General features: G+C 58.7%; 28 protein-coding genes and 1 pseudogene. 15 read left to right on the top strand and 14 right to left on the bottom strand.

Annotated features, from left to right (window positions below):
• The 5 genes and pseudogenes from APH41_RS20830 to APH41_RS20810 form a co-directional block, all read left to right on the top strand.
• Positions 1-309: pseudogene (locus APH41_RS20830) on the top strand (histidine kinase); the annotation flags it as partial.
• Positions 310-1,232: 923 nt separating this feature from the next.
• A complete protein-coding gene (locus APH41_RS20825) occupies positions 1,233-1,781 on the top strand; it encodes a fimbrial protein (protein ID WP_003190448.1) in 549 nt (182 codons plus the stop codon).
• Positions 1,782-1,852: 71 nt separating this feature from the next.
• Positions 1,853-2,599 carry a fimbria/pilus periplasmic chaperone gene (locus tag APH41_RS20820; protein WP_054921152.1) on the top strand — a complete coding sequence of 249 codons (747 nt, stop codon included), beginning with the start codon at positions 1,853-1,855 and terminating at the stop codon, positions 2,597-2,599.
• 33 nt (positions 2,600-2,632) lie between these two features.
• Positions 2,633-5,230, top strand: a complete 2,598-nt coding sequence (locus tag APH41_RS20815; protein WP_044273270.1) for a fimbria/pilus outer membrane usher protein — start codon at positions 2,633-2,635, stop codon at positions 5,228-5,230.
• Positions 5,231-5,232: 2 nt separating this feature from the next.
• On the top strand, positions 5,233-6,351 hold the full coding sequence (locus APH41_RS20810) for a fimbrial protein (RefSeq protein ID WP_229999502.1): 1,119 nt from the start codon (positions 5,233-5,235) through the stop codon (positions 6,349-6,351).
• Positions 6,352-6,419: 68 nt separating this feature from the next.
• Here APH41_RS20810 and APH41_RS20805 read toward each other — a convergent pair whose 3' ends face one another.
• Positions 6,420-6,602 (bottom strand): general stress protein, encoded by a 183-nt coding sequence (locus APH41_RS20805; protein WP_003190457.1) that lies wholly within the window; start codon positions 6,600-6,602, stop codon positions 6,420-6,422.
• 320 nt (positions 6,603-6,922) lie between these two features.
• Between APH41_RS20805 and APH41_RS20800 the strand changes: the two genes are divergently transcribed.
• The 4 genes from APH41_RS20800 (at position 6,923) to APH41_RS20785 (ending at position 10,462) form a co-directional block, all read left to right on the top strand.
• On the top strand, positions 6,923-7,153 hold the full coding sequence (locus APH41_RS20800) for a hypothetical protein (RefSeq protein WP_054895704.1): 231 nt from the start codon (positions 6,923-6,925) through the stop codon (positions 7,151-7,153).
• Between the two features lie 165 nt (positions 7,154-7,318).
• Entirely contained in the window at positions 7,319-8,203 is an 885-nt protein-coding gene (locus APH41_RS20795) for a manganese catalase family protein (RefSeq protein WP_014718025.1), read from the top strand.
• A 63-nt stretch (positions 8,204-8,266) separates the two neighbouring features.
• Positions 8,267-8,776: a ferritin-like domain-containing protein gene (locus tag APH41_RS20790; protein ID WP_019821478.1), complete on the top strand. Its 510-nt coding sequence runs from the start codon at positions 8,267-8,269 to the stop codon at positions 8,774-8,776.
• A 108-nt stretch (positions 8,777-8,884) separates the two neighbouring features.
• Entirely contained in the window at positions 8,885-10,462 is a 1,578-nt protein-coding gene (locus APH41_RS20785; RefSeq protein WP_172415510.1) for a histidine kinase famiy protein, read from the top strand.
• A 214-nt stretch (positions 10,463-10,676) separates the two neighbouring features.
• Here APH41_RS20785 and cyoE read toward each other — a convergent pair whose 3' ends face one another.
• The 5 genes from cyoE to cyoA are packed head-to-tail and all read right to left on the bottom strand — an operon-like array spanning position 10,677 to position 15,388.
• Complete coding sequence (cyoE, locus tag APH41_RS20780; RefSeq protein WP_054921147.1) at positions 10,677-11,573, bottom strand: heme o synthase; 897 nt, start codon at positions 11,571-11,573, stop codon at positions 10,677-10,679.
• Positions 11,531-11,869: a cytochrome o ubiquinol oxidase subunit IV gene (cyoD, locus tag APH41_RS20775; RefSeq protein WP_034127103.1), complete on the bottom strand. Its 339-nt coding sequence runs from the start codon at positions 11,867-11,869 to the stop codon at positions 11,531-11,533. Before cyoD ends, cyoE begins: the two co-directional genes overlap by 43 nt.
• 1 nt (position 11,870) lies before the next feature.
• Positions 11,871-12,485 (bottom strand): cytochrome o ubiquinol oxidase subunit III, encoded by a 615-nt coding sequence (locus APH41_RS20770; protein ID WP_054921145.1) that lies wholly within the window; start codon positions 12,483-12,485, stop codon positions 11,871-11,873.
• Between the two features lie 3 nt (positions 12,486-12,488).
• Positions 12,489-14,462: a cytochrome o ubiquinol oxidase subunit I gene (gene cyoB, locus APH41_RS20765; protein WP_054921143.1), complete on the bottom strand. Its 1,974-nt coding sequence runs from the start codon at positions 14,460-14,462 to the stop codon at positions 12,489-12,491.
• Between the two features lie 2 nt (positions 14,463-14,464).
• Positions 14,465-15,388, bottom strand: a complete 924-nt coding sequence (gene cyoA, locus APH41_RS20760) for a ubiquinol oxidase subunit II (protein WP_054921139.1) — start codon at positions 15,386-15,388, stop codon at positions 14,465-14,467.
• Positions 15,389-15,785: 397 nt separating this feature from the next.
• On the opposite strand from cyoA, the gene APH41_RS20755 reads away from it, so the two are divergent.
• Both APH41_RS20755 and APH41_RS28420 read left to right on the top strand, forming a co-directional pair.
• Complete coding sequence (locus tag APH41_RS20755) at positions 15,786-16,100, top strand: hypothetical protein (RefSeq protein ID WP_054921136.1); 315 nt, start codon at positions 15,786-15,788, stop codon at positions 16,098-16,100.
• Positions 16,101-16,502: 402 nt separating this feature from the next.
• Complete coding sequence (locus tag APH41_RS28420; protein ID WP_082430483.1) at positions 16,503-16,772, top strand: DUF6555 family protein; 270 nt, start codon at positions 16,503-16,505, stop codon at positions 16,770-16,772.
• A gap of 476 nt (positions 16,773-17,248) precedes the next feature.
• Here APH41_RS28420 and APH41_RS28410 read toward each other — a convergent pair whose 3' ends face one another.
• The 4 genes from APH41_RS28410 to APH41_RS28405 form a co-directional block, all read right to left on the bottom strand.
• Positions 17,249-17,482, bottom strand: a complete 234-nt coding sequence (locus APH41_RS28410; protein ID WP_082430481.1) for a DUF2934 domain-containing protein — start codon at positions 17,480-17,482, stop codon at positions 17,249-17,251.
• Positions 17,483-17,511: 29 nt separating this feature from the next.
• Positions 17,512-18,063: an ATP-dependent Clp protease proteolytic subunit gene (locus APH41_RS20750; protein WP_014718035.1), complete on the bottom strand. Its 552-nt coding sequence runs from the start codon at positions 18,061-18,063 to the stop codon at positions 17,512-17,514.
• A gap of 53 nt (positions 18,064-18,116) precedes the next feature.
• The gene (locus tag APH41_RS20745) at positions 18,117-18,467 is read right to left on the bottom strand and encodes a general stress protein (protein WP_014718036.1); all 351 of its coding nucleotides are present in this window, start codon (positions 18,465-18,467) and stop codon (positions 18,117-18,119) included.
• A 328-nt stretch (positions 18,468-18,795) separates the two neighbouring features.
• Entirely contained in the window at positions 18,796-18,972 is a 177-nt protein-coding gene (locus APH41_RS28405) for a general stress protein (RefSeq protein WP_003190478.1), read from the bottom strand.
• Between the two features lie 418 nt (positions 18,973-19,390).
• Here APH41_RS28405 and APH41_RS20740 point away from each other — a divergent pair, with 418 nt between their 5' ends.
• Positions 19,391-20,914 (top strand): sensor domain-containing diguanylate cyclase, encoded by a 1,524-nt coding sequence (locus tag APH41_RS20740; RefSeq protein WP_054921133.1) that lies wholly within the window; start codon positions 19,391-19,393, stop codon positions 20,912-20,914.
• Between the two features lie 27 nt (positions 20,915-20,941).
• Here APH41_RS20740 and APH41_RS29110 read toward each other — a convergent pair whose 3' ends face one another.
• Both APH41_RS29110 and APH41_RS20730 read right to left on the bottom strand, forming a co-directional pair.
• A complete protein-coding gene (locus tag APH41_RS29110) occupies positions 20,942-21,091 on the bottom strand; it encodes a hypothetical protein (RefSeq protein ID WP_019821496.1) in 150 nt (49 codons plus the stop codon).
• 200 nt (positions 21,092-21,291) lie between these two features.
• Entirely contained in the window at positions 21,292-21,747 is a 456-nt protein-coding gene (locus APH41_RS20730; RefSeq protein WP_034127108.1) for a GNAT family N-acetyltransferase, read from the bottom strand.
• 267 nt (positions 21,748-22,014) lie between these two features.
• On the opposite strand from APH41_RS20730, the gene APH41_RS20725 reads away from it, so the two are divergent.
• Positions 22,015-22,848, top strand: a complete 834-nt coding sequence (locus APH41_RS20725) for a DNA/RNA non-specific endonuclease (RefSeq protein WP_054921131.1) — start codon at positions 22,015-22,017, stop codon at positions 22,846-22,848.
• A gap of 9 nt (positions 22,849-22,857) precedes the next feature.
• On the opposite strand, the gene APH41_RS20720 is transcribed toward APH41_RS20725, so the two are convergent.
• Positions 22,858-23,094 (bottom strand): hypothetical protein, encoded by a 237-nt coding sequence (locus APH41_RS20720; protein WP_054921128.1) that lies wholly within the window; start codon positions 23,092-23,094, stop codon positions 22,858-22,860.
• A gap of 234 nt (positions 23,095-23,328) precedes the next feature.
• Here APH41_RS20720 and APH41_RS20715 point away from each other — a divergent pair, with 234 nt between their 5' ends.
• Both APH41_RS20715 and APH41_RS29105 read left to right on the top strand, forming a co-directional pair.
• Positions 23,329-23,772: a DUF421 domain-containing protein gene (locus tag APH41_RS20715; RefSeq protein ID WP_014718042.1), complete on the top strand. Its 444-nt coding sequence runs from the start codon at positions 23,329-23,331 to the stop codon at positions 23,770-23,772.
• A gap of 135 nt (positions 23,773-23,907) precedes the next feature.
• Complete coding sequence (locus APH41_RS29105) at positions 23,908-24,057, top strand: hypothetical protein (protein WP_003190489.1); 150 nt, start codon at positions 23,908-23,910, stop codon at positions 24,055-24,057.
• Between the two features lie 148 nt (positions 24,058-24,205).
• Here APH41_RS29105 and APH41_RS20710 read toward each other — a convergent pair.
• On the bottom strand, positions 24,206-24,795 hold a 590-nt coding region (locus APH41_RS20710), incomplete at its 5' end, for a cytochrome c (RefSeq protein ID WP_156359073.1).

The following is a 24,795-nucleotide window of genomic DNA, read 5'->3' as shown; positions in this document are numbered from 1 at the left end:
ATCGAGCTTTGGTGTGACATGCCGCAAGGTCCGCTGCCGGCAATGCCCAAGGAAGAGCCAGAGGAGGAGTCGCATATCCTGCGCACGGCCTTCAACGACTTGATCGAGGCACTGGCCTTGCGCGAGCGAAGCCAAGCGTTGCAGGCAGTTCAGCGTCTGCACGAGGCGGCGCTGGGGCTGGAGCGGGACGACCTGGTGGGCACTGTCGAAAGCCTGGGACGGCTATTGCGCGATGAGCGTGACTGGCCAGCGCAGCAGATTGCCGAGCGTCTCAGCGTGCTGCTTGGTCAAAGGCCTGCGCCAGCATAGCCTCGTTGCTGTACCCGCTCGTTCTCACAGGTGGGGCTTGCCTTAATGCCGTTCAGTTAAGCGTATATCGCCCTCTGTAGGAGCGAGCTTGCTCGCGAAAAACGTCAACGATAATGTGTGCTTCCTGAATGAGCGCGGCGCCTGTGAGTTTTTCGCGAGCAAGCTCGCTCCTACAAAATGCCTTAACTGAACGGCATTAGAGCTTGCCTGCGATAGCCATGGGTATCTATACAACTCTGTAGCGCTCAATGGTAACCACGATGCGAAGCGAGCCGCTCAGGCGGCCCCCAAATCACTGGCGGATTACGGGCACACCGCGCCTGGGCGAGGTGCCGAGTGGTGGGGCAAGAGCGTTTTGCTTGCTTTTGCGCTGTTCAAAAGGGAGCCGCCGTCAGGGCGGAACCCTAGGTGGCCGTTACCGCAGGAACGGATATGTACCCAATCCAACTGTGTTGACTGTCAGGTCGCCTTCGCGAGCAAGCCCGCTCCCACAGTTGGATCGCGGGGCGCCAGGTAAATAAGCGTCGGCTGTCAGACCGCCACGGGTCCAGCCTAACCTCGAAGTTGTGTAGATGCTTAGGCTGCGATAACGGTGGGTCAATCAACATCTGATGATCAGAATAACGATGACCCATTATATAAGCTGGATTTAAATATACCGTTCAGGCGCGCTTTTAGGACCACTCCTATAGACGCTTTGTCTGTTGGCTTATTAAAGCCAGCCCACTATGGTGGGGGGCTTTGTTTGTTGCTTTTAATCGCCTGTTTATAAGGTAATTTGCCCGGGTTATTTGTTTTTCAGAGCACTCCTATTTTGAAAATTAAGTGCGCTGCTTACACTTCACTTCGCAACAACGCAGAAGTATTTCCCGTCCAGGGAACTTCAAAACTTAATCAAGTCTATCGTGCTCTCGGAGTTACTCATGAATTACAAAGCTCGCGCCCTCGCTGTACTGGTCGCTGCCACCGTCTCTTCTGCTGCCATGGCTTCGGACGGCAAAATTGATTTCAACGGTGAGCTGAAAGCCGAAACCTGCCAAGTGGCCGTCAATGGTGCAGCAGCTTCCGGCGCGACCACCGTCACCTTGCCAACCATCTCCACCGCTTCCTTGGCTTCCGCCGGGCAAGTAGCTGGCCAGACCGGTTTCAACATCGAACTGAGCAAGTGCTCTGCTGCGATCAAAACCGCGGCGGCGTTCTTTGAGTCGGGCGGTGGTGTTGATCCGGCCAGCGGTAATGTGAAGAACATCAGCGGTTCAGCCACCAAGGTTCAACTGCAGTTGGTGGATGCCACCAATGGCAACGCGATCAAGGCCGGCAACACGTCTCAGGTTACCTCCACCAGCCGCGTAACTGTTGACCCAACTGCCCTGACCGCTGTGCTGCCGTACGCCGTTCAGTACTACGCCCAGTCGGCTACCACGCCGGGCACCGTTGTGGGCTCCGTGACTTACTCCATCAATTATCAGTAAGTCGCAGGCTTTGGACACACGCCCTGCTCGGTATTGAAGGGCGTGCATCCAGACGGTAAAGGGATTGCTCTATGTCGTGCACACGTGCATTCAAACCACTGGTGCTGATCGGCCTGGCCACACTGATGTGTTCCCATGCATTCGCTGCAGTGGTGATTACCGGTACGCGCCTGGTCTATCCGGCGGACCAGAAAGAAATCACCGTAAAACTGAACAATAACGGCACGTTGCCCGCACTGGTCCAATCATGGATCGACACCGGCAGCGTCGAATCGACACCCACCAGCTCCAAGGCGCCGTTCCTATTGTCGCCCCCGGTGGCGCGCATTGACCCGACCAAGGGCCAAAGCTTGCGAGTGCTCTTTACCGGCGCGCCTTTGGCGCAGGACAAAGAGTCGGTGTTCTGGCTCAACGTTCTCGAAATCCCGCCCAAACCCGAGGCGGGTGCAGACCTTAATACGCTGCAAATGGCTTTCCGTTCGCGCATCAAGCTGTTCTATCGCCCGGTCGGCTTGCCTGGAAATCCCAATGAGGCGGTTGAGCAGGTGCAGTGGCAATTGGTTACGGCACGCGATGGCCAAGGCCTGGCGCTGAAGGCGTACAACCCGTCGGCGTTCCACGTCTCGCTGATCGAGTTGGACCTGGTGGCGGGTAACCAACGCTATCGCAGTGAGGACGGCATGGTCGGCCCTGGAGAAACCCGGCAGTTCGCGCTGCCCACGCTCAAGGCCAGGCCGTCGAGCCAGGCCCAGGTGGAATTCAGCGCCATCAACGATTACGGCGCGTTGGTCCCGACCCACAACACGCTGCAGCCCTGATCCATTCCTGACGTTTTTAACCGCGAGTCATCTATGTCGACCTTTTCTTGCTCCAGGCTTTTTCTGCGGGCGCGGCCTCGCTTCGCCTTGAATCCGCTCACTGCCCTGATCCTCAAGGCATTGGCCATTGCTCCAGGCGTGTGGGGCATGCAAGGCGCACTGGCGCAAGAAGTGCAGTTTAATGACGCCTTCCTGCCCGAAGACTCGCGCAATCTTGACCTGAGTGCCTACCAGGCCGGCAACCCGGTGATGCCAGGCCAATACCGAGCCGACATCATCCTCAACGGGCAACTGAACAACCGGCAGGATATTCGCATTGACGCCCAGGCCGACGGCAGCAAGCCGGTGGTGTGTATGAACCGTGGCTTGCTTGAGCGCCAGGGTGTGCAAATGGCCAGCCTTACGCCCGAGGCCAGCACGATGCTCGACAGTCAGGCGTGCCCGGCAGTGGGGCAGGTAATCCCTGGCGCTACCGCGAACTTCTCCCCAGAGAACCAGGCGCTGGACTTGAGCATTCCCCAGGTGGCGCTCAAGCGTAATGCGCGGGGTTACGTCAGCCCGCAGTTGTGGGACCGTGGCGTGACGGCCGCCATGCTCAGCTACAACTTCAACGCCAATCGTAACCGCACCCGCAGTGGCAACTCCGATTCGGCGTTCATGGGCCTCAACGCGGGCCTGAACCTGGGGGACTGGCGCCTGCGCCACAACGCGTCCATGAGCTGGCAGTCACGTTTGGGCAGCCGGTACCAGGCTCTGGACACATACGCCCAGCGTGATATCACCGCGTTGAAAAGCCAACTGACGGTGGGTGAGTCCAACACCACCGGCGAGATCTTCGACACCTTGTCCTACCGCGGTGTGCAACTGTCCACTGACGACCGCATGCTGCCCGATTCGATGCGCGGGTATGCGCCGGTCATCCGGGGTATTGCCCGCACCAATGCGCGGGTAACCATTCGCCAGGCCGGCAATATCTTGCTGGAAACCACCGTGGCGCCCGGCGCGTTCGTGATCGATGACCTGTACTCCACCGGCTATGGTGGCGACCTCAGCGTGAGCGTGGCCGAAGCCGACGGCACTGAGCAGAACTTTATCGTGCCCTACGCCTCGGTCAGCCAGTTGCTGCGCCCCGGCACCTCGCGGTTCAGCCTCACTGCGGGTGAAACCCGCAACAACTTCGTCGACGATCAGGCGCGCCTGCTGCAAGGGACTGTGCAGTACGGCTTGAACAATACCTTCACCGGTTTTGCCGGTCTGCAATCGAGCGATGACTACACGGCGGTGCTCACCGGCCTGGCGTTCGGCACACCCATCGGTGCGATGGCCGTGGACATCACGCACGCCCAGACCGACCTGGCCGGCGGCGCTGCCAAGGGCCAGAGCATGCGGGTGTCGTACAGCAAGAATGTGCTCAGTACCGGCAGTAACTTCTCGCTGGCAGCCTATCGGTTTTCCACTCAGGACTACCTGGATTTCAGCAACGCCATCCAACTGCTGGATGCCGAGAAAAATGGCTGGGATTCGAGCATGTTCGGTCGCCCGCGCAGCCGTTTTTCGGTGACCGCCGACCAGAACCTTGGGGCTTGGGGGCAAGTCTCCATCAGCGGTTACGCGCAAAACTACTGGAATCAGCCGGGCAGTGATGTGCAGTACCAGTTCAGCTACAGCAAGCAGTTCAACCGCGTCAGCTTCAGTGTGAATGCCAACCGCAGCCGCATGGGGCTGGGCGACATGGAGAACAGCTTTTTGCTGACCATGAGCATGCCCCTGGATTTCGGCGCGTCGGGTAACACTCCGCAAATAACCGCGCAGGTGGGCCGCGATACCCAAGGCAATTACAGTGAGCAGGCCGGTATCAGCGGCACCGCCGGCCAAGACCGTCAATATGGCTATAGCGCCAATTTCGGCCATGACGGCGCCAACCACAGCAAGAGCGCCGCGCTTAACGGTCAGTACACGGGTGGGCGAGCCATGCTCAGTGCGGCACTGGGGCGTGGCGATGGCTATACCAGCGCCTCGATGGGCGCCAGCGGCACCGTGGTGGCCCATGCAGAGGGCGTGACCATGACGCCGTACCGCGGCGAAACCATGGCGGTGGTCAGTGCGCCGGGTGCCGCGGGCGCCAAGGTTTCGGGGTACCCCGGCCTGACGCTCGACAGTCGCGGCAATGCCGTGGTGCCGTACCTGCGGCCTTATGAGCTGAACGAGGTGGCCATCGACCCGATTGGCAGTTCGCTGGATGTCGAACTCAACGAGACCAGCCAACAAGTCGCCCCACGCGCTGGCGCCGTGGTGCATCTTAAATACACCACTAATCAGGGCCGTGCGGTGCTGCTCAATGTGCGCCTGGACGATGGCAGCAGCTTGCCATTTGGCGCAGGCGTGACCGACGGCGAAGGCGCCTCGGTGGGGATGGTCGGGCAGGGCGGTCTGCTCTATGCCCGGATCAAGCCAGAAACCCGCCAGTTGTTGATCAACTGGGGCAGCAAGACCCATCAACAGTGTGCCCTGATGATTCCTCCCGGCCCCGGCGAGGGCCAGCAATTGCAGCAGGTGGACGCTATTTGCGCCGCCGGCAAACAGGTCGCGGGCAGCACGCCGCCCAACAACATGCAAAAGGTACCGTTATGAACATGGGCGCTTTGATCAAACCCAGCCTAGCGCTGGCGGCACTTTGGGCGATGGCCGATACGGCCATGGCAGTGACCTGTACATATAACAACGGTATCCAGGCCGCAGTGGGCAACATGCCATTGCAGGTCTCGGCGATTACCGTCGGACGTGATGTGCCGGTGGGCGCCGAAGTCTATCGACAGCGCTTCAGCATGGCCTTGGGCCAGGCACCCGAGCTGGACTGCCGGTTTGCTCCGTTTCAACAGTGGACCGAGTTGACGGTCGAGGCGACTTCTGGCTTAGCCAATTGGTCCAGCGGCCCCTATGCCAACAAGGTCTACAGAACCCGAATTCCAGGGCTGGGGGTGGTTATCAATAGTCTCGGCGGCGTGCTGCCCAGGCAAACCAACAAATCCTGGACTGCCTGCACATCGGGCTCTCGCTGCCTGATTCCGTTTGATGGACCTTCGAACTTCGAATTGATACTGATCAAACTAGGGGAAGTAACGCCAGGTGTATTGGCGGGCAGCTCATTGCCGGTCGTGAGCCTGTTTGGCAACTTCGGCGATGCCAGGATGCAGGGTTTCAGGATGGGCATCTCCGGCAGTATCCAGATTGTCTCGCGCACCTGCAGTACGCCGGATGTTTCAGTGCCGATGGGGACGCACTTGACCAATAAGTTCACCGGGCTTAACAGCGCCACAGGGTGGACAGATTTTTCCATCAACTTGAATGATTGCCCGGCGTTCCATGGCACCTATTCCACCACCGGACCTGGCTGGCTTTCGCAAAGTGGTAATTCACCCACCGGCGTTGGCTCCGGCGGAACCCTAGCGGGTAACACCCTGCAATTTCGCATCGACTCCTCGCGCCCGGCGATCAATGCCAGTACGGGCGTGCTGAGCATTGATCCCACAGGCACAGGTAATTCGCCTGCCGCAAGCGGAGTCGGCATCCAAGTAGCGACACTAGACAGTACCCCGGTACCCCTGGGGATGAATCGGGCCAGCGGTATTAACCCACTGTCCTTCGAGTCCAGCTACAACATCCGCTTGCGTGCCCGTTATCTGCAAACCGCCAACCGAGTCACGCCAGGCCCGGCCAATGCGTCGGCGACGTTTACGATTATTTATCAGTGATGAATATGTCACTTATGTTCTGTGCGTTTGGTTTGAAGGGGCAGCCAGGCTGCCCCTCCCACCGTTACTCAAGAACCCGACTTCCGACCGCCGCCATGGCTGTGCTGCCCACCTTTACGGCCGGCTTCCGAGGCTTTTTCACGGTCGTTGGCGAAGTTCCCGCCCGACGCTTGGCCGCCTTTTTTACCGGCTTCGGAGGCTTTTTCGCGATCATTGGCAAAGTTGCCCGGGTTTTTATTACCTGTAGTCATGATAGTTCTCCAGTCGCTAAGTTTGCGTTTCGTTAGTTGGCCGTTTCGCAACGGACACTTATTCCGATATTGGCTTTTTGAAAAATGTTTTACCGATTTTTCTAACCGGCGACGAACGGTAATTTCGCTGAAAAAGTTATACAGAAACTTGGTTGATGCGCCGCTTCGTATAACTTTTATTGCCGGCCAGCGCTTTGATATTAATCAGATCGAAACTGCTGGTTTAGTTAACGGTCCTGCCATTCGTCTTTTTCGTCGCACTCCAAAAAAGGGTGTGGTTCCAACGAGGTTCCTAACCTGTGAACGGGAGCTTTTCAGCCATGAAACACAACCCATCCAACCCACAGTACCGGCCGCTCGAGCATCCAGACGCACCCAATGAAGACGGTTGCGTCATCGGCACTGCCGGGCGCGACGAAGACCCCAACGCGACCACCGATTGGGACCATCCCGACAGCGCCGCAACGCCCGCTGACGCCAGCATCAAGCCCGCCAACGGTACGCCCGGCATCGACGCCGTGCCCGAGTCGGAAAACCACGGCGCCGATTGAGAGAACTGCGCTACAAGTGCCGTTTCGCTTGGCCTGCAGCGCATTACCGCTGGTCGTGAGGCGTCGGTTTATTTTGAAATTTTCCACGCGCAGGCCACTTCCCATGCAAGGTAGGCGCGCATTCCAGCAGGGCGCCTTTTTCCGTAAGCCTGAGGAGATTTGTTCATGTTTCTACATAACAAGCGACTTCAATACACCGTCCGCGTCGCCGAGCCCAATCCGGGCCTGGCCAACCTTTTGCTCGAGCAGTTTGGCGGCGCCCAAGGTGAGTTGGCCGCCGCGTCCCGTTACTTCACCCAAGCCTTGGCGGAAGACGATCCGGGGCGCAAAGATTTGCTGATGGACATCGCCACCGAAGAACTCAGCCATCTGGAGATCGTCGGCTCCATCATCGTCATGCTCAACAAGGGCGCCAAGGGGCGAATGGCCGAAGGCGTGGAAGAGGAGGGCGAGTTGTATCGTGCCCTCAATGGCGCCGGCAATGACTCGCATATCACCAGCCTGCTGTACGGGGCGGGTTCGCCTTTGACCAACTCTGCCGGCGTGCCGTGGACCGCCGCCTACATCGACACTATTGGTGAACCCACCGCAGACATGCGCTCGAATATCGCCGCCGAAGCCCGGGCCAAAATTGTCTATGAGCGGTTGATGAACGTCACCGATGACCCGGGTGTAAAAGATGCGCTGGGTTTTTTGATGACGCGGGAAATCGCTCACCAGATATCCTTCGAAAAAGCGCTGCATGCGATCCAGCCGAATTTTCCCCAGGGCAAGTTGCCGGGCAAACCGGAGTTCACCCAGGTGTACTTCAACATGTCCCAAGGCGCGGAGAACCTGCGCGGGCCCTGGAACCAGGGTGACGGTTGGGAGTTTGTGGAAAACCCACAACCGGCGGTCGATGGCGGTGACGGCACCGCCAGCGTGCAGTTGGACGCCGACGATGAAGCGGTGCTGAGCGCGATGAAAATCCGCACGCTCTCGGACCCCACCAGCGACCCCACCACCGGCGCTGACCTGGGGGCGGGCCTCAAGCCCAAGCCCGACCTTTGATTGAGAATAGCCGCACGCTGAAGGGCGTGCGGTGCTTTCGACTTTCTTGACGAGGACAACGACATGGCAACCCCACAGGAAAACCTGCTCGACTGGCTACGTGATGCCCATGCGATGGAGCAACAGGCCGAGAAAATGCTCAAGGCACAGTCCGAGCGCCTGGAGAATTACCCCCAACTCAAGGCGCGAATCGACGAGCACATTGAGGAAACCCTTGGGCAGCAGCAACTGATTGACGAATGCCTGACGCGTTTGGGAGGCAGTGCCTCGACCCTTAAAGACGTGGGCGGCAAGCTGATGGCTTTCGGTCAGGCGGTCGGTGGCTCGCTGATGAGTGACGAGGTGATCAAGGGCGCGATGGCCGGCTACGTGTTTGAAAATATGGAAGTGGCCAGCTACACGGTGCTCATCGCGGCCGCGAAGGCAGCGGGTGACGCCGAGACACAAGCGGCGTGCGAAAAGATTCTACCCCAGGAAGTCGCCATGGCTCAGTGGTTGCTCGAGCACTTGCCAGAGCTTACGCAAGCGTTTTTGCAACGCTCTGAGGCGCCTGACACACAAGCCAAGCGTTAATGACACGTGCGGTGCCCTTGGGGGGCGCCGCGTCCGCTCGGCACAAGATGGCACTGCGCAGCGTTTTCACGGTCCATGGAACACGTACCACGTATCTGGAGGTGAACCTTGGCGACAAAGAAGAAGCCTGTGGTCGACGGTATGGAATTGGCAATGCTGTCTGCCAGCCGCAAAGACCTGTTCTTTGCGGCCATGCAAGCCAGCCACAGTGCAATGATCGTGACCGACCCCGCGGGGCCTGATAATCCGATCATCTTTGCCAACCAGGCGTTCCTGACCCTGACAGGCTTTGAACTGGACGAAGTGATCGGACGTAATTGCAGGTTCTTGCAGGGGCCTCAAACCGACAAAAACGCGCTGCACCAGGTGCAGCGCGCGGTTGAGCAGCACCATGAGGCCTGTGTCGAGGTGCTCAACTACCGCAAGGATGGCTCGACCTTCTGGAACGAGCTGTTCATTTCGCCGTTGTTCAACGAACGTGGGCAACTGGTGTATTTTTTCGCATCGCAGCTGGACGTGAGCCGGCGTCACGATGCCGAACAGCGCGTGCGTCGCGCACAAGACCTGGAAGCGCTGGGGCAACTGACCGGTGGCATTGCCCATGACTTCAATAACCTGCTGCAAGTGATGATGGGTTATCTCGACTTGATCCAGCAGAGCGCCAAGCGCCCCGGTAGCGATCCGCAGCGCATCGTCAACAGTGCCAGCCGTGCCAGGGCCGCGGCGGAAAAAGCTCAGACCCTGACCCAGCAGTTGCTGGCGTTTTCGCGCAAGCAACGGCTCGACAGTCGGGTGATCAACTTGAACAGCTTGCTCAGCCGCCCCGAATTCATGGCACGTGCGCTGCAGGGCGTCGAGTTGCATGTAGAACTTGCCGAAGATCTGTGGAACTGCCGCATCGACCCTGTCCAGGCGGAGCTGGCAGTGCAGCACCTGTTATCCAATGCCCAGGATGCTTTGCGCGGGCGTGCGGACCCAGCGGTAACCGTCCAGACCTGCAACGTCCAGGTACCGGGCGATGTCGGTGCCGAGCGTGATGGGTTGACCGAGGGCTGTTACGTGAGTATTTCGGTCTCGGATAACGGCAACGGCATCGACGCAGGTATTCAGGACAAAGTCATGCAGCCGTTCTTCACCACCAAGGAAGAAGGCCAGGGCTCGGGCCTGGGGTTGTCGATGGTGTACGGCTTCGTCAAGCAATCGGGCGGCACGGCGCGGATTCATTCAGACCCGGGCATCGGTACGACGATTCGCTTGTACTTTCCTGCAGATGACAGCCAGCTGTGGGTCGAGCAGCCCCCCACAGCCATCTCACCGCAAGGTAACGAACGCATCCTGATCGTGGAGGACCGGCCCGAGGTGGCCGAGTTGGCGCAGGTCATTCTGTCTGACTACGGTTACCACACGGACATCGCCCTCAATGCCGCCGAGGCGTTGGGCATGCTCAAGCAGGCGACGTATGACCTGGTGTTCAGTGACTTGATCATGCCCGGCGCGATGAATGGCGCGGCGTTGGCGCGGGAGGTGTCGCGCTTGTATCCGCACATCAGGATCTTGCTGACTACCGGCTATGCGAAAGACGCATTGGCCCGCGCGGAGATAGAGGTGCATGAGTTCGAGTTGATTCCCAAGCCGTATCAGCCTGCTGATTTGCCGCGCAAAATCCGGGCGGTGCTCGATGCCTGATCGAGCAGGCCACTGTGCCCCAAATGTGGGAGCGGGCTTGCCCCAATGCCAGTCAGTTAAGCGCAATCCCCTGTGGGAGCTGGCTTGCCTGCGATAGCGGCGGGTCAGTCAACATCAATGTTGGGTGGGCCGACGTCTTCGCGGGCAAGCCAGCTCCCACAGTTGATCTTCGTTGCTTTGAGCATTGCATCCCTCGAGGGCGCCGCCCACAAAGCTACCTCAGCACCGCCAGCGCCAGGTCAAGCGCCAGCACCAACACAATCGAAAACCCGAATATCCTGCGTGCCCAGCCGGTCGGGTCAGCGAGGCGTGTACCGCTGGCCGCGAGGGTTAGCCAATAACTCCCCAGCCCTAGCATCACCACAAAATACAACGCCGCCATCTGCGCCACCGCGCCTAGCATCAGGGCGCTGGCGAGGAAGGCCAGCATGTACGCCTGGATCTGCCGATGGGCTTGGGCCAGGCTCAACAGCGGCAGGCCTGCGGCGCGGAAATCCTCGCGGCGCATCACGTTGATGGCGTGTGAATGCGGCATCTGCCAACAACAGAACACCACAATCAGCAGCAACGCCGTAAGGTCAAACCGCCCGGTGACCGCGCAATAGCCGATCACCGGCGGCATCGCCCCGGAGACGCTGCCGATCAAGGTGGCCCAGTGGGAGCGTCGCTTGAGCCAGTAGGTGTAGACCCCCGCATAGATCACCAGCCCGACCATTGCCAGCCCACACGCCAGCGCATTGCTGCCGCCCCACAGCAAGCCAAAACCGCAGGCGCCCAGGACGATCCCATAGCCTGCGGCAGTGGACACCCTGATGGTGCGCAGTGCCAATGGCCGATGACAGGTGCGCACCATGCGCCGGTCGATGTCGCGGTCAATGCAGTTGTTGATGACACAACCGCACCCGATCACCAGGGCGGTGCCGAGCAGGGTGGCAAGCCCGTGCGTCACCGAGGCCACATGCCCGCTGCCGGCGAGCAGGTAACCGCCCAGCACCGACGCCAGGTTGCCGACAATAATGCCCGGCTTGGTGAGCTCGATGGCGGTATTGAACAGCCCCCGCCAGTGTTTCAGTGCGCCAGCATGTTGTGATGAATACTGTCCATGATCCATAACGAAAGCCCCACCAACAGAAGAATGATGACCGCCGAGAAAATCAGCGCAATCAGGTTCCAGCGTTGTTCTTCGGCCGTGTCCAGGTGCAGGAAGAACTTGAGGTGGACCACGATTTGTATCGCGCCCAACGCCACTACCAACCAGGCGGTGACGGTGCGCGGCAGTGACGGGAACATCACCAGGGCGAACGGAATCAGGGTGAGCAGTACTGACACCAGGAACCCGACCAGATAGGAGCGACTGCTGCCATGGCTGGTACCGGCACTGCTGTGAAGCGAGCTTTGCTTGTACATGTCACACCACCCCCAACAGATAGACCACGGTAAAGACGCAGATCCACACCACGTCCAGAAAGTGCCAGAACAGGCTCAGGCAACTGAGCCGGGTGGCGTTGGTGCTGGTCAGGCCGCGTTGCTTGACCTGGACCATCAGCACCGCCATCCAGATCAGCCCGGTCAACACGTGCGCGCCGTGGGTGCCCACGAGGGTGAAGAAGGCCGTCAGGAAGCCGCTGCGGTCCGGCCCGTAGCCTTCTTCGATCAGGTGGTGGAATTCGTTGATCTCCATGGCGATAAAGCCCGCGCCCAACACGAACGTGAGCCCCAGCCAGCGCAGCACATCGCGTTGCTTGCCGTGGTTCATGGCGAGCATGGCGTAGCCGTAGGTGATACTGCTCAACAGCAGCAGCATGGTTTCGGCCAGCACATAGGGCAGTTCGAAAATATCCATGCTCGACGGCCCGCCCGCCACGCTGTCGCGCAATACGGCGTAGCCGGCGAACAAGGTCGCGAACAGGATGCAGTCGGTCATCAGGTAGATCCAGAACCCGAACAGGTTCAGGGAACCGGCGTCTTCATGCCCTTGTTCGTGGGTGTGGGCGATGTCTTTTTCCATAACGATATTGGACATGGGTCAAGCCTCTGCCAGGTCTTTGAGACGTGCCGTTTCGATGCGCGCGACTTCCTGCGCGGGCACGAAGTAATCGGTGTCTTCGTCGTAGCTGCGCACCACGAACGCGACCACCGAGGCCACCAGGCCGAACGCCGCCAACCACCAGATGTGCCACACCAACGCAAAGCTGCAGACCAGCGCAAACAGGCTGATCACCAGGCCCGACGCGGTATTGCGCGGCATGTGGATGCTGCGATAGTCGGTGTGGCTCAGGGTGCTGACGCCGCGCTCCTTCATGCCCCAGTACGCGTCCAGGTCATTGACCTTGGGCTGCTCGGCGAAGTTGTACAGCGGCGGCGGGGACGCGGTGGCCCATTCCAGGGTGCGCCCGTCCCACGGGTCGCCGGTGAGGTCGCGGTATTGACGATGGTTGCGGATGCTGACAAACAATTGCAAGGCTTGCGCCGCCACGCCGCAGAGGATGATTGCCACCCCCACCAGCTCCAGCAGCAGCCAGGGCCGCCACTCGGGGTTGTCGAAATGATTGAGACGGCGCGTCATGCCCATGAAACCCAGCACGTAGGAGGGCATGAACGCGAAATAAAAGCCCACCAGCCAGCACCAGAAGGCGATGCGGCCCAGCTTGTCGTTCAAGCGGAAACCGAACGCCTTGGGGAACCAATACGTCAGGCCGGCCATATAGCCGAACACCGCGCCACCGATGATCACGTTGTGAAAGTGCGCGATCAGGAACAGGCTGTTGTGCAGCAGGAAATCGGCCCCGGGCACCGCCAGCAGCACCCCGGTCATGCCGCCGATGCTGAAGGTCACGATAAAGCCCAGGGTCCACAGCATGGGCGTTTCGAAGCGCACGCGGCCGCGGTACATGGTGAACAACCAGGTGAAGATTTTCACCCCGGTCGGCACCGCGATGATCATCGTCATGATGCCGAAGAACGCGTTGACGTTGCCCCCCGCGCCCATGGTGAAAAAGTGATGCAGCCACACGATGAACGACAACACGGTGATCGCGATGGTCGCCCATACCAGCGACACGTAGCCGAACAGCCGCTTGCTGCTGAACGTGGCGGCAATCTCGGAAAACACCCCGAACGCGGGCAGGATCAGGATGTACACCTCCGGATGCCCCCAGGCCCAGATGAGGTTCACGTACATCATCGGGTTGCCGCCGGCCTCGTTGGTGAAAAAATGCATGCCCAGGTAACGGTCCAGGGTCAGCATCAACAGGGTGGCGGTGAGGATCGGGAATGCCGCCAGGATCAGCACCGAGGTGCACAGCGCATTCCAGGTGAACACCGGCATCTTGAACAGCGTCATGCCTTCGGTGCGCATCTTCAGGATGGTGACGAAGAAATTCACCCCCGTGAGCAGCGTGCCGATGCCGGATATCTGCAATGACCAGATGTAGTAATCCACGCCGACGCCGGGGCTGTAGCCCAGCTCGGATAACGGCGGATACGCGACCCAGCCGGTGCGCGCGAACTCACCGACCCCCAGCGAAATGTTCACCAGCGCCGCACCCACCACGAACAGCCAGAAACTCAGGGCGTTGAGAAACGGATAAGCCACATCCCGAGCGCCGATCTGCAACGGCACGACGATGTTCATCAAGCCGACCACGAAGGGCATGGCCATGAAGAAGATCATGATCACACCGTGGGCGGTGAAGATCTGGTCGTAATGTTCCGGCGGTAGGTAACCCGGCCCGCCGCTGGCGGCCATGGCTTGTTGGGTGCGCATCATGATCGCATCAGAAAACCCACGCAGCAGCATCACCAGGGCGACGATGATGTACATGCAACCGATCTTCTTGTGGTCCACCGAGGTGAACCACTCGCGCCACAAATAACCCCACTTGCGTTTCCAGGTGATCGAGCCCACCAGCGCCACCCCGATCAGGCCCACGACGGCCAGGGTGTACATCACAATGGGTTCAGTGGTTGGGATCGCGTCCCACGACAGTTTTCCGAACATGGTTACCGCTCCTCAGCCAGCAGACTTGGGTGTTGATCGGTGCGTTGTGCAGCGTCGCTCAATGGCGAGCGCCGGGGTTTATTGGCCTTGTTCATGCCCTCGTATTTATCGACGATGTCCAGGAACAAGCGCTCCTGTACCGCCGAGTAATAGGTCACCGGGTGCTTGAGGGTGGGCTTGGCCAATTGCGCGTAAGAGCTATGGTCCAGAGAAGTGGCCGCGCCCTTGACCTTTGTCACCCAGGTTTGAAAGTCGGCAGTGCTCAGGGACAGCGTGGTGAAATGCATGTCGGAAAAACCGGGGCCGTTGTAGTTGGCGGCAATCCCTCTGAACTCACCGGTTTCGTTGGCGATCAGGTGCAACTTGGTCTGCATGCCGGCCATGGCGTAGATCTGCCCGCCGAGTGCGGGAATAAAGAACGAGGTCATGGCCGCGTCGGAGGTGACGGTGAAACTCACCGGCGTGTGCACCGGCAGGGCCAGTTCGTTGACGCTGGCGATGCCCAGGTCAGGGTAGATAAACAGCCACTTCCAGTCGGTGGCCACCACCTGCACATTGATCGGCGGGGTGTCTGATTCCAGCGGGCGATAGGGGTCGAGTGCGTGGGTGGTCTCCCAGGTCACCCACCCCAGGACGATGATGATCAGCAGGGGAACGCCCCATACCACCGCTTCGATTTTGTGTGAACTGGCCCAGCGGGGGGAGTAACGCGCTTTTTTATTGGTGGCGCGGTAGCGGTAGGCGAAGACAAACATCATCACAATTACCGGAACGACCACCAGCAGCATCAGGCCTGTAGCGAGAATAATCAGGTCGCGCTCATCGGTTGCTACTTGCCCCTTGGGGTTGAATACCACCAGGTTGCAACTGGTGAGTAAGAAGAGGCTGGTGATAGTGACCAGGCAATAACCCATCGCTCGTTTCATGCCTTGCTCCTGTATTGGAAACTTGCGTTTTGCTGTGCCGAATCTGTGCTCGCGCGTTAACTAAGCGAAGCGCTTGTTAACACCAGGAGCCATCAGGTGATAAACATTCGGCAATAAGTTGCCGTCAGTAGATAAAGTGCGTCTACTGACCGGTTCTATTGGCTTTTTCTGCCGCTCTGCAGGGCGCATTTCGCCGCGCTCCCGAACATTTTGAATAGAGCCCGATGGGTTGGTTTAACAATTTGTTTCCTCGCCTGACGAACGGTTTAACAGGCGAAACGGTAAAGGGTTTTTATCGGTGCATGATGGAGGTGGCCTTGCAGAAAGTCTGAATTCTGGTTAGGGATTTCAGTCGTTAGTTGATGGCCAACCCCACTAACGGTTTTGGAGAAGCGCTATGTTTATACGTGGCAACACCTATAAAGCCTGGGCCGCCAAGGCACTCGACGAAGAGTGTTTTACCCAGGAGGTTGAAAACGGCTGCCATATCGAAGTCAGGGCCCGGGAGCGGGAGGACGCTGATATTGAAGTCCTGCTCTGCGTTTATACCGCGACGGGACAATGTGTGGTTGAACGCATCAAGCAGTTGCCGGGTGCCGAATGGACGGTGAATGACGCGCTCAAACGCGGTATTGATCAGGCGGAACGGATTGCCGGAGGTGAGTCCGGCCGACTGCCCTGTGCTGACGCTCACGTGCACGAGGACGATTGAGTGGCTCCGCGATCTTGAATGTGGGAGCTGGCTTGCCTGCGATGACGGCCTGACAGCCGACGAGGATTTTGGTCCGACAGGCAAGCTTGGACCTCGGTGCGTCAGTTAGACAAGCGTCGGCTGCCAGGCCGTCACGGGAGCAAGCTCCCTCGCCACAGGATGAAGCGTCGCGGCAGAATAAAAAAGCCCGCACGGAATGCGGGCAAGACAGGAGTTTTTACCAAGAGCCTGGAGTGAACAGACTCAGTATTAAGAAACAGAAGAAGCATGAACCGTTTTATTTTTTTAATGCGAGGCCGACGAACGGTAGTGCGACGGAAAGTGCGTGATCGTCGTCATTAAAAGATCAAAATTTCTGAACCTTCGTTCTGAACAAATAACAAAAAATCAGAAGGAGAGGTTATGAAAAATTCTTTATATGTCATCGAGTACGAATACCACCACGAGCCTAAGTCTTTCATTATAAGAGCGGAGGTGATGAATAACGCAGAGGCGTGGCATTGGGCCTGTTGCGATGCAGGAATTGGTATTATTCCCAGGTCACGTAATGAAAAGATCAAACGCATCAGTAAACCGCTGGCCGAGCGCTACGGTCTTGAGAATGTAAGGTGGCGTCCGTCTGGCAGTGTCCCATTTATTGCAAAACCCTATGTGCCGCCGCCACCCGAATGAATGTATTTTTAATGGACGGTGTTCATGCGGGTGGCGGTAGGGGCGAGGCGAGTATTTACTGTTTTTTGCGTCGCTCCTGCAACATGCACAACTTTTGCACGCTGCGTTGAAGTGCCTCTTTCATCAGGTCGGCTGCATAGTGTTGCTGGCACGCCGGGCAGAGCATGTCAGAGGCCGACGACACTAGAAAGTCGGGGTCACCCAGCGTCGATTCGTACGGTTGTTTACATTGCAGGCAACTTCGGTTCGCTTGTAGATGGGGCACATCGATTCCTCCCTGAATGAACGGCCACTCTCGATTAAGAAGGGGGCGTTTTCAACTGCCAAAGAGAAAGAATTCAAACAAGCGATTAGTTGATGTTTTAATGCCAGTATCGAGAGGCGGCGGGGCGGGGATGGCGCTTGGACGGCTGTCGATGTTTTAGAACCCTGGCAGGTTTATCGACAGGCGCGTCCTCACTCTCTGCTCTGTGGGTTCAGCAGTTGGGTTTTCTGCTACGGGTTTTTTGCCCGGCGGAGGTCGCCTGGCGCTTTGATCGGTGCGGGTTGGGCGGGGTGACGCTACTTGCTATCGAGCCTGCCAGGCCGTCAGTCGGCGGGGTTGTCAGCTCCTCCCTGGCTTGTAACCAGTGCACGAAATCCTGACCGTCAGGCTTCCCTTGCTGTTCCCAAATGCGGTACGCGGTGAGTCGGATCGTTTCTTCGTCCATTGTGAGGCTCCCCTATTGAATAAAAGGTGCTAGGAGTGAATGAAGCTGCTCACGAAGTCCGCCTTGACCACGGGAAGTTCGATCCCATGGATCAAGCCGGCGGTCAGCGCTTGTTGCGGGTCGAGAATGCGTGGCGCGGCGATCAGGTACTTTTCGGTCTCCAGTTTTTCGACAGCATCGGCGGTGCGCTCGGCCACGATGCGTGCGTATAACTGCAAGTCGTAATCGAGGCTCATCGCATATTCGGACATGCGCGAGTGGTCAACCGCGCCTTGCACATGCCAGTGGAAGGGGTGGAACAGGAATTTACTGTGCTTGCAGGCGGTTCTGCGCTCACCGGCCAGGAAGATGATATTGCCCATGGATTCCACGGTGCCGAGGTTATGGGTATGCACCGGAATCGGCAGGGACAATAAAAAGTTGTACATCGTAAAGCCGTAGCTGCATTCACCACCCATGGTGGCGATATTCAGTACCAGGCCCTGGGCATCTTGTTGTACGGCCAACGAGGCTTTTTCAATCAGTTGGCTGCACGTAGAAGCGGTGACCGGTGCGGTGAAGTTGATAATGTGTAAAGGCATGGTGTCCCTCATCAATGAAAGCAGGGGAGCATGGCTCCCCTGCATCAAGCACATCAGCTTTTGCGTCCGCCGCCGTGGCTGTGTTCGCCACCTTTACGCCCGGCTTCGGAAGCTTTTTCACGGTCATTGGCAAAATTGCCGCCACTGTTCTGGCCGCCTTTGCTGCCCGCCTCGGCGGCGCGTTCGGGGTCATTCTTGAAATTGCCCCCGCTGTTCTGGCCGCCTTTGCTGCCGGCTTCAGCGGCGCGCTCGGGATCATTCTTGAAGTTCCCGCCACTGTTTTGGCCGCCTTTGCTGCCGATCTCCTGGTAGAACTCTTTGTCATGGGACGCAGAAGTGGCTTCGCCGCCTTTTTTACCGGCTTCGCTGACGCTCATCTGGCCTTGCTTGTCTTGAGTAGTCATGTTCAGTTACCTCGTCGTTATGTCGGTAATGTAACGTTCACTTCGATTGTGCTGGAAACGTGCACTTAGTCGCGTGCGTCAAGCTGCACGGTTATAAGTGCCTTTCACACAAGGGTGGCGTTTTAGATGCACTTATCGTGGCTTCGGCTTGTTCAGCAAGTTGCTGATGTTCGTAACACGCAGACGTATTAGAACGCAGGCCAGTCCTTGCTTTAGTTTGCACTTCTACAATCGGCCTGCGAGCTGGCTCGCCGCGCTGATTATCAATGGACGCACGCATGATGAATGCCCTTTGTTAACGAACGGAACAGCGGTACTGCCCGTGTGGTCAGGACTTACGTCCACCACCATGACTGTTCTGGCCGCCTTTACGCCCGGCTTCCGAGGCTTTCTCGCGGTCGTTGGCGAAGTTGCCGCCAGAGGCCTGTCCACCTTTCTTTCCCGCCTGTGATGCTTTTTCGCGATCATTGGCAAAGTTTCCAGGGTTTTTATTGCTCGTCGTCATAACAATACTCCCAGTTTTGAAATGTCGTTTCGCTAGTTGCCCGTTTATGCAACGGACATCTTTTCTGATAGGGGCAAGTGCGCAGATGTTTTGAAATTTTTTAAAAAGGGCGATGAACGGTAGAGTGGTAGATGAAACTTGTACAGCTAGGCTCAAGAAGTGCCGCTTCGTATAAGTTTTGTCGCGTCGATTGATATTGAATTAATGGCGACCTTAACGATTGGTTTAGCATTCAATACCCTGTTTGATAGTGGTCATTAAAGGCGCTGGCTCCTCTGGCCGGCGCTCAGCCGCACACTCTGTTGCTGCAGCCCGCACAGACTGCTTGTATGCTGGCACTCTGGAACCGGTTGCCCCTGTGAGTACCGACGTTCGAATGATGGCTGGAACGGAAACCGGACTTCCTTAAGGTGCTGACGTGAAGCGTGATACCCGTCTTGTGATGCTGTTGCTGTTGGTGATCGGCTGTTCCCTGACTTCGCTGACGATTTGGAAAGTCCTGTCTTCCCGCGACCGTGCGCTGGCGGAAGTGGATGTGCATGGCTTGAACCTGACCCAGGCCCTTAACACCTATACCGAAGGCATCGTGCGGCAAAGCTCGTTGCTGTTGCTGGGGCTGGTTGAGCGCCTGGAAACCGAAGGCAGTGGGCCGGTGCAAATCCAGCGAATCAGCACGCTGATCAACCTACAGCAGCCGCTGATGCCGCAGCTCAGCGGCATCACCATTTATGATCATCAGGGCCGGTGGCTGCTGTCTTCCAATCGTGCGATTCCGGAGGGCGCCAATAGCAGTGATCGGGCCTATTTCATCCACCATCGCGACGATCCGAGCGCTGAACCTTTTATTGGCCCGCCGATTCAAAGCCGCGCCAACCATGAATGGGTGGTGACCATCAGCCGCCGTTTCAACGACGCGGCCGGCAACTTCGCTGGCGTGGTCGCCGTGACCCTGGGGGTGGAAAACTTTCTGCGGGTATTCGGCAAACTCGATGTGGGCCAGGAGGGCGCCATCGGCCTGTCCTACGCCGACGGCACGTTGCTGGTGCGTTACCCCTTCCGCGAGCAGGACATGGGCCGCAACTTTTCCACCTCGCCTATTTATTCCAAGTACCTCGTCGACCAGCCTGTGGGCACTGCGGCCTATACCTCCAGCCTGGACGGGGTAGAGCGACTCTATGCCTTTCGCAAAAGCGAAACCCTGCCGCTGATCACCACGGTCGCGTTGGGCAAGCACGAAGCCCTCGCGGCGTGGCGCATCGAGGCGGCACTGTCAGCGGTCGTGGTGGCGGGGCTGTTGGGGCTGACGGGGCTGATCGGCTGGTTTCTGATCCTGGATATCCGCAGGCGTACGGCGGCGGAAGAGGCGTTGCGTGTCGCCCAGCAACAGTTGCTCGACTCCAATCGGCAATTGGCGCTATTAGCGAAAAAGGATGCGCTGACCGGCCTCGCCAACCGCCGCTGTTTTGACGAAACGCTGGCCGTTGAAGCGCGCCGGGCGCAGCGCGAGGGTACGTCACTGGCATTGCTGATGATCGATATCGACCATTTCAAACGCTTCAACGATGCCTTTGGTCACGTCGCGGGAGATGCTTGCTTGCAGGCGGTCAGCACGTTATTGGAAACGTGCGTGCGGCGGCCCTCGGACCTGGTGGCGCGCTATGGCGGAGAAGAAATGGCGGTCATCATGCCCGCGACTGACAGTGCAGGCGCTGCGGTGGTCGCGCAACGCATTCTTTCGCGCCTACAGCAGGAGAACATCACACACCCAGGCAGCCCCTTCGGGCGCGTGAGTGTGAGTATCGGCGTTGCGACGGGCCTGGGCTCACGGCTGGAGCCGGTGTTGGGTTTGGTCGAGGCGGCCGATGCAGCGCTTTACGGTGCGAAGGCGGCGGGGCGCAATGGGTTCAACGTGCACCCTGCGGACGTGACTTCGGGCGGCTGAAACGGCTTTTGCCTGGGTATGCGCGGCTCACATCCCAAGCGTCGGGATCATGAGTTCGCCGCACTCCATCAGTTGGCCAGCGGTGACTTGCAGCTGCGGGGTGGGTTTGGCCGCATAGCCTGCGATGAAGCCGGCACTTAGCAGTGCCAGGCAGAGGACGGCTTTTTTCACAAGCATGCGCAGGGTCTCGATCGGTTCAAAAGGGTGAACCACAGATTGTGCATTCGAGAAAAGGTTCCTGCGTAGCGCAGATGGCGTTCTGCTTTCTGTAGGAGCGAGCTTGCTCGCGAAAAACCTCAACGATAACGCGCGCTCCCTGAATAAGCGCGGCGCCTGTGAGTGTTTCGCGAGCAAGCTCGCTCCTACAAAAGGTATCGTCAGCGAATGAACCTGACGTACACACGTTCAGGGTCGTTATCGTCCAGATTCTCGATCTGCCCGCTGGGAATAAAGCCGGCTTTCGTCAGCAGGGCCTGGGACGCGCCGTTGGAGGCATTGGTCGACGCGAACAGCTTGGGCGTCTTGCAGGCCGCTTCGGCCGCTGCCAGCAGACGAAGGGCGACGCCTTGGCGTTGGTACAGCGGTGAAACCACCACCAGCGCTATAAACCCATGGTTGAAAAAATCGTGGGTGAGCACCAGGTAGCCGGCGCACACGTTAGCGTTGGCGGCTACCAGGCATTGCTGGCGAACCACGGCATCATAGATAAACACACGACGGCTGGCATGCTCGGTTGCGTAGGCATCCAGTGCGACCAAGGCATGCACATCGTCGGGGATGGCTTGGCGGATCAGCCAGTGTGGGGCAGCGGGAGGCAGAAGGTATTCAGCCATGGTCGTGGAGCATCCTCTGTTTAAACATTTGCCTCCACGTGCTTGATGACAGTCCCTTGTGCATTGATGACGCGATGCTATCGCCCGCTAGAGGGCGGCGTTATGGATAGCACAGTTATGGGGCGCGAAGGGTTTACGTTTGTTGGCCTGATTGCAGTCGTTGTTTAGAAATGTTTATGTGTTCCAATGGTTATCTCGACTTGCGCAGGAAGCGCATCGGCCGAGGCCATTCAGTCTTTTAACAGATTCATCCCAAGGAGTAACACCATGCAAGGAAGCACATCGCTCAAGTACCTGGCGTTTTCGTTGATCCCGTTGATGGCCGCCTGTACCACGCCCACACGCCAATCCGCCGTCCTCCCTGCGCCACCCTTGCAGTTCGATAACTGCGCGGTTGGCTGCCCCACCGGCGGCAGCCCAGTGACGTTGAACCGCCAGGCCTACACGTTGAACAACAACGGTTCGACCAAGTTTGCCAATTGGGTGTCCTACAAGATCACCAAGGCCACCGCGGCCAGCGGGCGTTCCCGTGACTGGCGCACCGATCCGGATATTCCAGCCGGGGAAACCCTGGACCCGGTGGATTACAACGGCGCCAACGTCGCGCTCAAAATCGACCGTGGGCATCAGGCCAACCTCGCGTCAATGGCGGGGGTGGCCGATTGGCAAACCCTCAACTACCTGTCGAACATCACGCCGCAAAAAGCCGAACTCAACCAGGGGCCGTGGGCGCGCCTGGAAGACCAGGAGCGCACTCTGAGCAAGGAGCCAGGCGTCGATCAGGTCTATGTGGCCACCGGGCCGCTGTATGAGCATTTTGTCGGCTCGTTGCCGGGTACGAACAAAGTGCACACCATCCCCAGTGGCTATTGGAAAATCATCGTGGTCGGCAGTTCGCCGGAAACGGGCCTGTACGCCTCATTCGTGATGAACCAGGAAACCCCCAAAGGCGCAGACTTCTGCGATTACCAGGTCACCGTGGATCACATCGAAGAGCGCTCGGGGCTGACGTTCTGGAGCACCTTGCCGCAAGCGATGCAAGCCACGCTGAAGGCCAGGCAGGGTCAGTTGCCGAGTCGGATCGGCTGTAGCCGAACCTAAGTCTGACGCCTATTCGGCACACACCAACGAGGGCCTGCGGCTGTTGTTCATGCCCAGGCGCTCACGGGTGCTGATCTCTGTGAGCGGCGTGCCGGTGCTTGCCTGTTCATGCAGCGCTGCTTCCAGCGCTTGCAAATGCTTGTTCAGGATTTTCACCGAACCGCTCGGGTTGGCGGGGTCGAAGGGGATCCGACCGTTGGCAATCAGCACCATGGCCAGTTCCCAGGCGCGTTGTGAGTCGTTCATGACAGGGATTCCTTCTTCAGCGTGATCGATATATAGCTGTGACCCGCTGCCAGCGCCCGGGTATCAACTGGGTTGCTGCCGAAATTTCGATCATTTCACCGATTCAGCGGCGCTGGAACCATCATCTTTTTAGATGGTGGCCGGGACGCGTCGAAAGAATGAACCTGAGCGGCACGGTGCTCACCTAATCCGTATGAATCGGTCGTTTCCCATTCACTGTTCCGAGGGGCAACCATGGACTCTGTACTGCGGGCTGTGGCGATTTACCTGGTGCTGCTGGTGCTGTTCAAAGTTGCCGGCAGGCGCACGCTGGCCGAGCTCACCACCTTTGACCTGGTTTTGTTGATGGTCATCGGCGAAGCCACCCAGCAGGCGTTGCTGGGCGAAGATTTCTCAATGACCAACGCCGTGCTGGTCATCGCTACCCTGATTGCCATCGACATTGGCTTCTCGCTGGCCAAGCAGCGTTCAGCCTGGTTCGCGCGGGTGCTCGATGGCGGGCCGACGGTGCTGGTCGAGCAGGGCCAGGTGCTGCATAAACGGCTCAAGCATGCGCGGCTGGACGAGGGTGACATTCTTGAGGCGGCCCGGTCCACCCAAGGGCTTGTCGAGCTCAAGCAGATCCGCTTCGCGATTCTTGAGCGCAACGGCAAGATCTCGGTGATCCCGTTTGAATAAAACGCAGCCCCCATTCGTCAGCCAAGGGGCTATTTTTTGAACGCACGCGCCTCTGTACCAGACAGATAGATCATGGGCGGACGAATGTTGCTGTCGTCACGCGGATATCACTCACTCGCCAGCAGGTGAACCCTCATGAAGAAGCTCTATATGTGCCTGGGTCTGTGCAGCGCATTCATGCTGCACGGCTGTTTTGACAACGCCGACAACGCCACTAAAGACAACAACAGTGGCACCCAGTCGTCGGTGCAGATGCAGGAAGGCAAGGCGGACGAGAGCAAATAGAGCGGCCTGCCAGTCGCCGCTTATATCATTGATGCTCATTGCCGAATGTGGGAGCTGGCTTGCCTGCGAATGCATCGACTCGGTTTACCTGAGGAACCGAGGTGTTTGCATCGCAGGCAAGCCAGCTCCCACAGTTGATCGCGACCGATCAGCGCATATGCAGGATGATCGGGCTACTGCTCGCCGGGTCGGTATGCCCACGCAACTTGCCCACGGCCTTCGCATCGACCGCACCGCCGTGGTTGCCCCAGGTACCGCGCACGTAGCTCAGCACGTCGGCGATTTCCGAGTCGGACAATTGCTCCCGGAACGCTGGCATGCGGTAGGCATCCGGCAGGCCGGCGGTGATCACGCGCTGTGAGCCATTGAGCGTGATGTTGATCGCGGACGCATCTTCCTTGGCCAGGGCCGAGGTAGCGCCGGCCAGAGGCGGCATCCAGTCGGGCTGGCCTTTGCCGTCGAGCCCATGGCAGGAGGCGCAGCGGGTGGCGTACGTGTGAGCACCGGGGACATCCGAGCGCGCCGTTACCGGCTGATATTGCCAGGGGCTGCCGTCACGCTGGGGGTCGCCGGGCAATGACTTGAGGTAGCGAGCGATCGCGGCCAGGTCATCGTCCTGCATGAACTGCGTGGAGTTGTTGAAGGCTTCGGTCATCGAGCCATAGACCACGGCATGCTGGTTGCGACCGGTCTTGAGGAACTGCACGATCTGTTCCTCACTCCAGCGCCCCAGGCCGG

The sequence above is a fragment of the Pseudomonas sp. NBRC 111138 genome, assembly GCF_001320835.1.
Taxonomy (GTDB): Bacteria; Pseudomonadota; Gammaproteobacteria; order Pseudomonadales; family Pseudomonadaceae; genus Aquipseudomonas; species Aquipseudomonas paracarnis.
This window is presented reverse-complemented; position numbering and strand designations above follow the sequence as displayed.

Bases quoted from the DNA above. Each gene is read 5' to 3' on its own strand.
- APH41_RS20825 (WP_003190448.1), top strand. From the start codon at position 1,233: ATGAATTACAAAGCTCGCGCCCTCGCTGTACTGGTCGCTGCCACCGTC.
- APH41_RS20820 (WP_054921152.1), top strand. From the start codon at position 1,853: ATGTCGTGCACACGTGCATTCAAACCACTGGTGCTGATCGGCCTGGCC.
- APH41_RS20815 (WP_044273270.1), top strand. From the start codon at position 2,633: ATGTCGACCTTTTCTTGCTCCAGGCTTTTTCTGCGGGCGCGGCCTCGC.
- APH41_RS20810 (WP_229999502.1), top strand. From the start codon at position 5,233: ATGGGCGCTTTGATCAAACCCAGCCTAGCGCTGGCGGCACTTTGGGCG.
- APH41_RS20805 (WP_003190457.1), bottom strand. From the start codon at position 6,602: ATGACTACAGGTAATAAAAACCCGGGCAACTTTGCCAATGATCGCGAA.
- APH41_RS20800 (WP_054895704.1), top strand. From the start codon at position 6,923: ATGAAACACAACCCATCCAACCCACAGTACCGGCCGCTCGAGCATCCA.
- APH41_RS20795 (WP_014718025.1), top strand. From the start codon at position 7,319: ATGTTTCTACATAACAAGCGACTTCAATACACCGTCCGCGTCGCCGAG.
- APH41_RS20790 (WP_019821478.1), top strand. From the start codon at position 8,267: ATGGCAACCCCACAGGAAAACCTGCTCGACTGGCTACGTGATGCCCAT.
- cyoE (WP_054921147.1), bottom strand. From the start codon at position 11,573: ATGGATCATGGACAGTATTCATCACAACATGCTGGCGCACTGAAACAC.
- cyoD (WP_034127103.1), bottom strand. From the start codon at position 11,869: ATGTACAAGCAAAGCTCGCTTCACAGCAGTGCCGGTACCAGCCATGGC.
- APH41_RS20770 (WP_054921145.1), bottom strand. From the start codon at position 12,485: ATGTCCAATATCGTTATGGAAAAAGACATCGCCCACACCCACGAACAA.
- cyoB (WP_054921143.1), bottom strand. From the start codon at position 14,462: ATGTTCGGAAAACTGTCGTGGGACGCGATCCCAACCACTGAACCCATT.
- cyoA (WP_054921139.1), bottom strand. From the start codon at position 15,388: ATGAAACGAGCGATGGGTTATTGCCTGGTCACTATCACCAGCCTCTTC.
- APH41_RS20755 (WP_054921136.1), top strand. From the start codon at position 15,786: ATGTTTATACGTGGCAACACCTATAAAGCCTGGGCCGCCAAGGCACTC.
- APH41_RS28420 (WP_082430483.1), top strand. From the start codon at position 16,503: ATGAAAAATTCTTTATATGTCATCGAGTACGAATACCACCACGAGCCT.
- APH41_RS28410 (WP_082430481.1), bottom strand. From the start codon at position 17,482: ATGGACGAAGAAACGATCCGACTCACCGCGTACCGCATTTGGGAACAG.
- APH41_RS20750 (WP_014718035.1), bottom strand. From the start codon at position 18,063: ATGCCTTTACACATTATCAACTTCACCGCACCGGTCACCGCTTCTACG.
- APH41_RS20745 (WP_014718036.1), bottom strand. From the start codon at position 18,467: ATGACTACTCAAGACAAGCAAGGCCAGATGAGCGTCAGCGAAGCCGGT.
- APH41_RS28405 (WP_003190478.1), bottom strand. From the start codon at position 18,972: ATGACGACGAGCAATAAAAACCCTGGAAACTTTGCCAATGATCGCGAA.
- APH41_RS29110 (WP_019821496.1), bottom strand. From the start codon at position 21,091: ATGCTTGTGAAAAAAGCCGTCCTCTGCCTGGCACTGCTAAGTGCCGGC.
- APH41_RS20730 (WP_034127108.1), bottom strand. From the start codon at position 21,747: ATGGCTGAATACCTTCTGCCTCCCGCTGCCCCACACTGGCTGATCCGC.
- APH41_RS20725 (WP_054921131.1), top strand. From the start codon at position 22,015: ATGCAAGGAAGCACATCGCTCAAGTACCTGGCGTTTTCGTTGATCCCG.
- APH41_RS20720 (WP_054921128.1), bottom strand. From the start codon at position 23,094: ATGAACGACTCACAACGCGCCTGGGAACTGGCCATGGTGCTGATTGCC.
- APH41_RS20715 (WP_014718042.1), top strand. From the start codon at position 23,329: ATGGACTCTGTACTGCGGGCTGTGGCGATTTACCTGGTGCTGCTGGTG.
- APH41_RS29105 (WP_003190489.1), top strand. From the start codon at position 23,908: ATGAAGAAGCTCTATATGTGCCTGGGTCTGTGCAGCGCATTCATGCTG.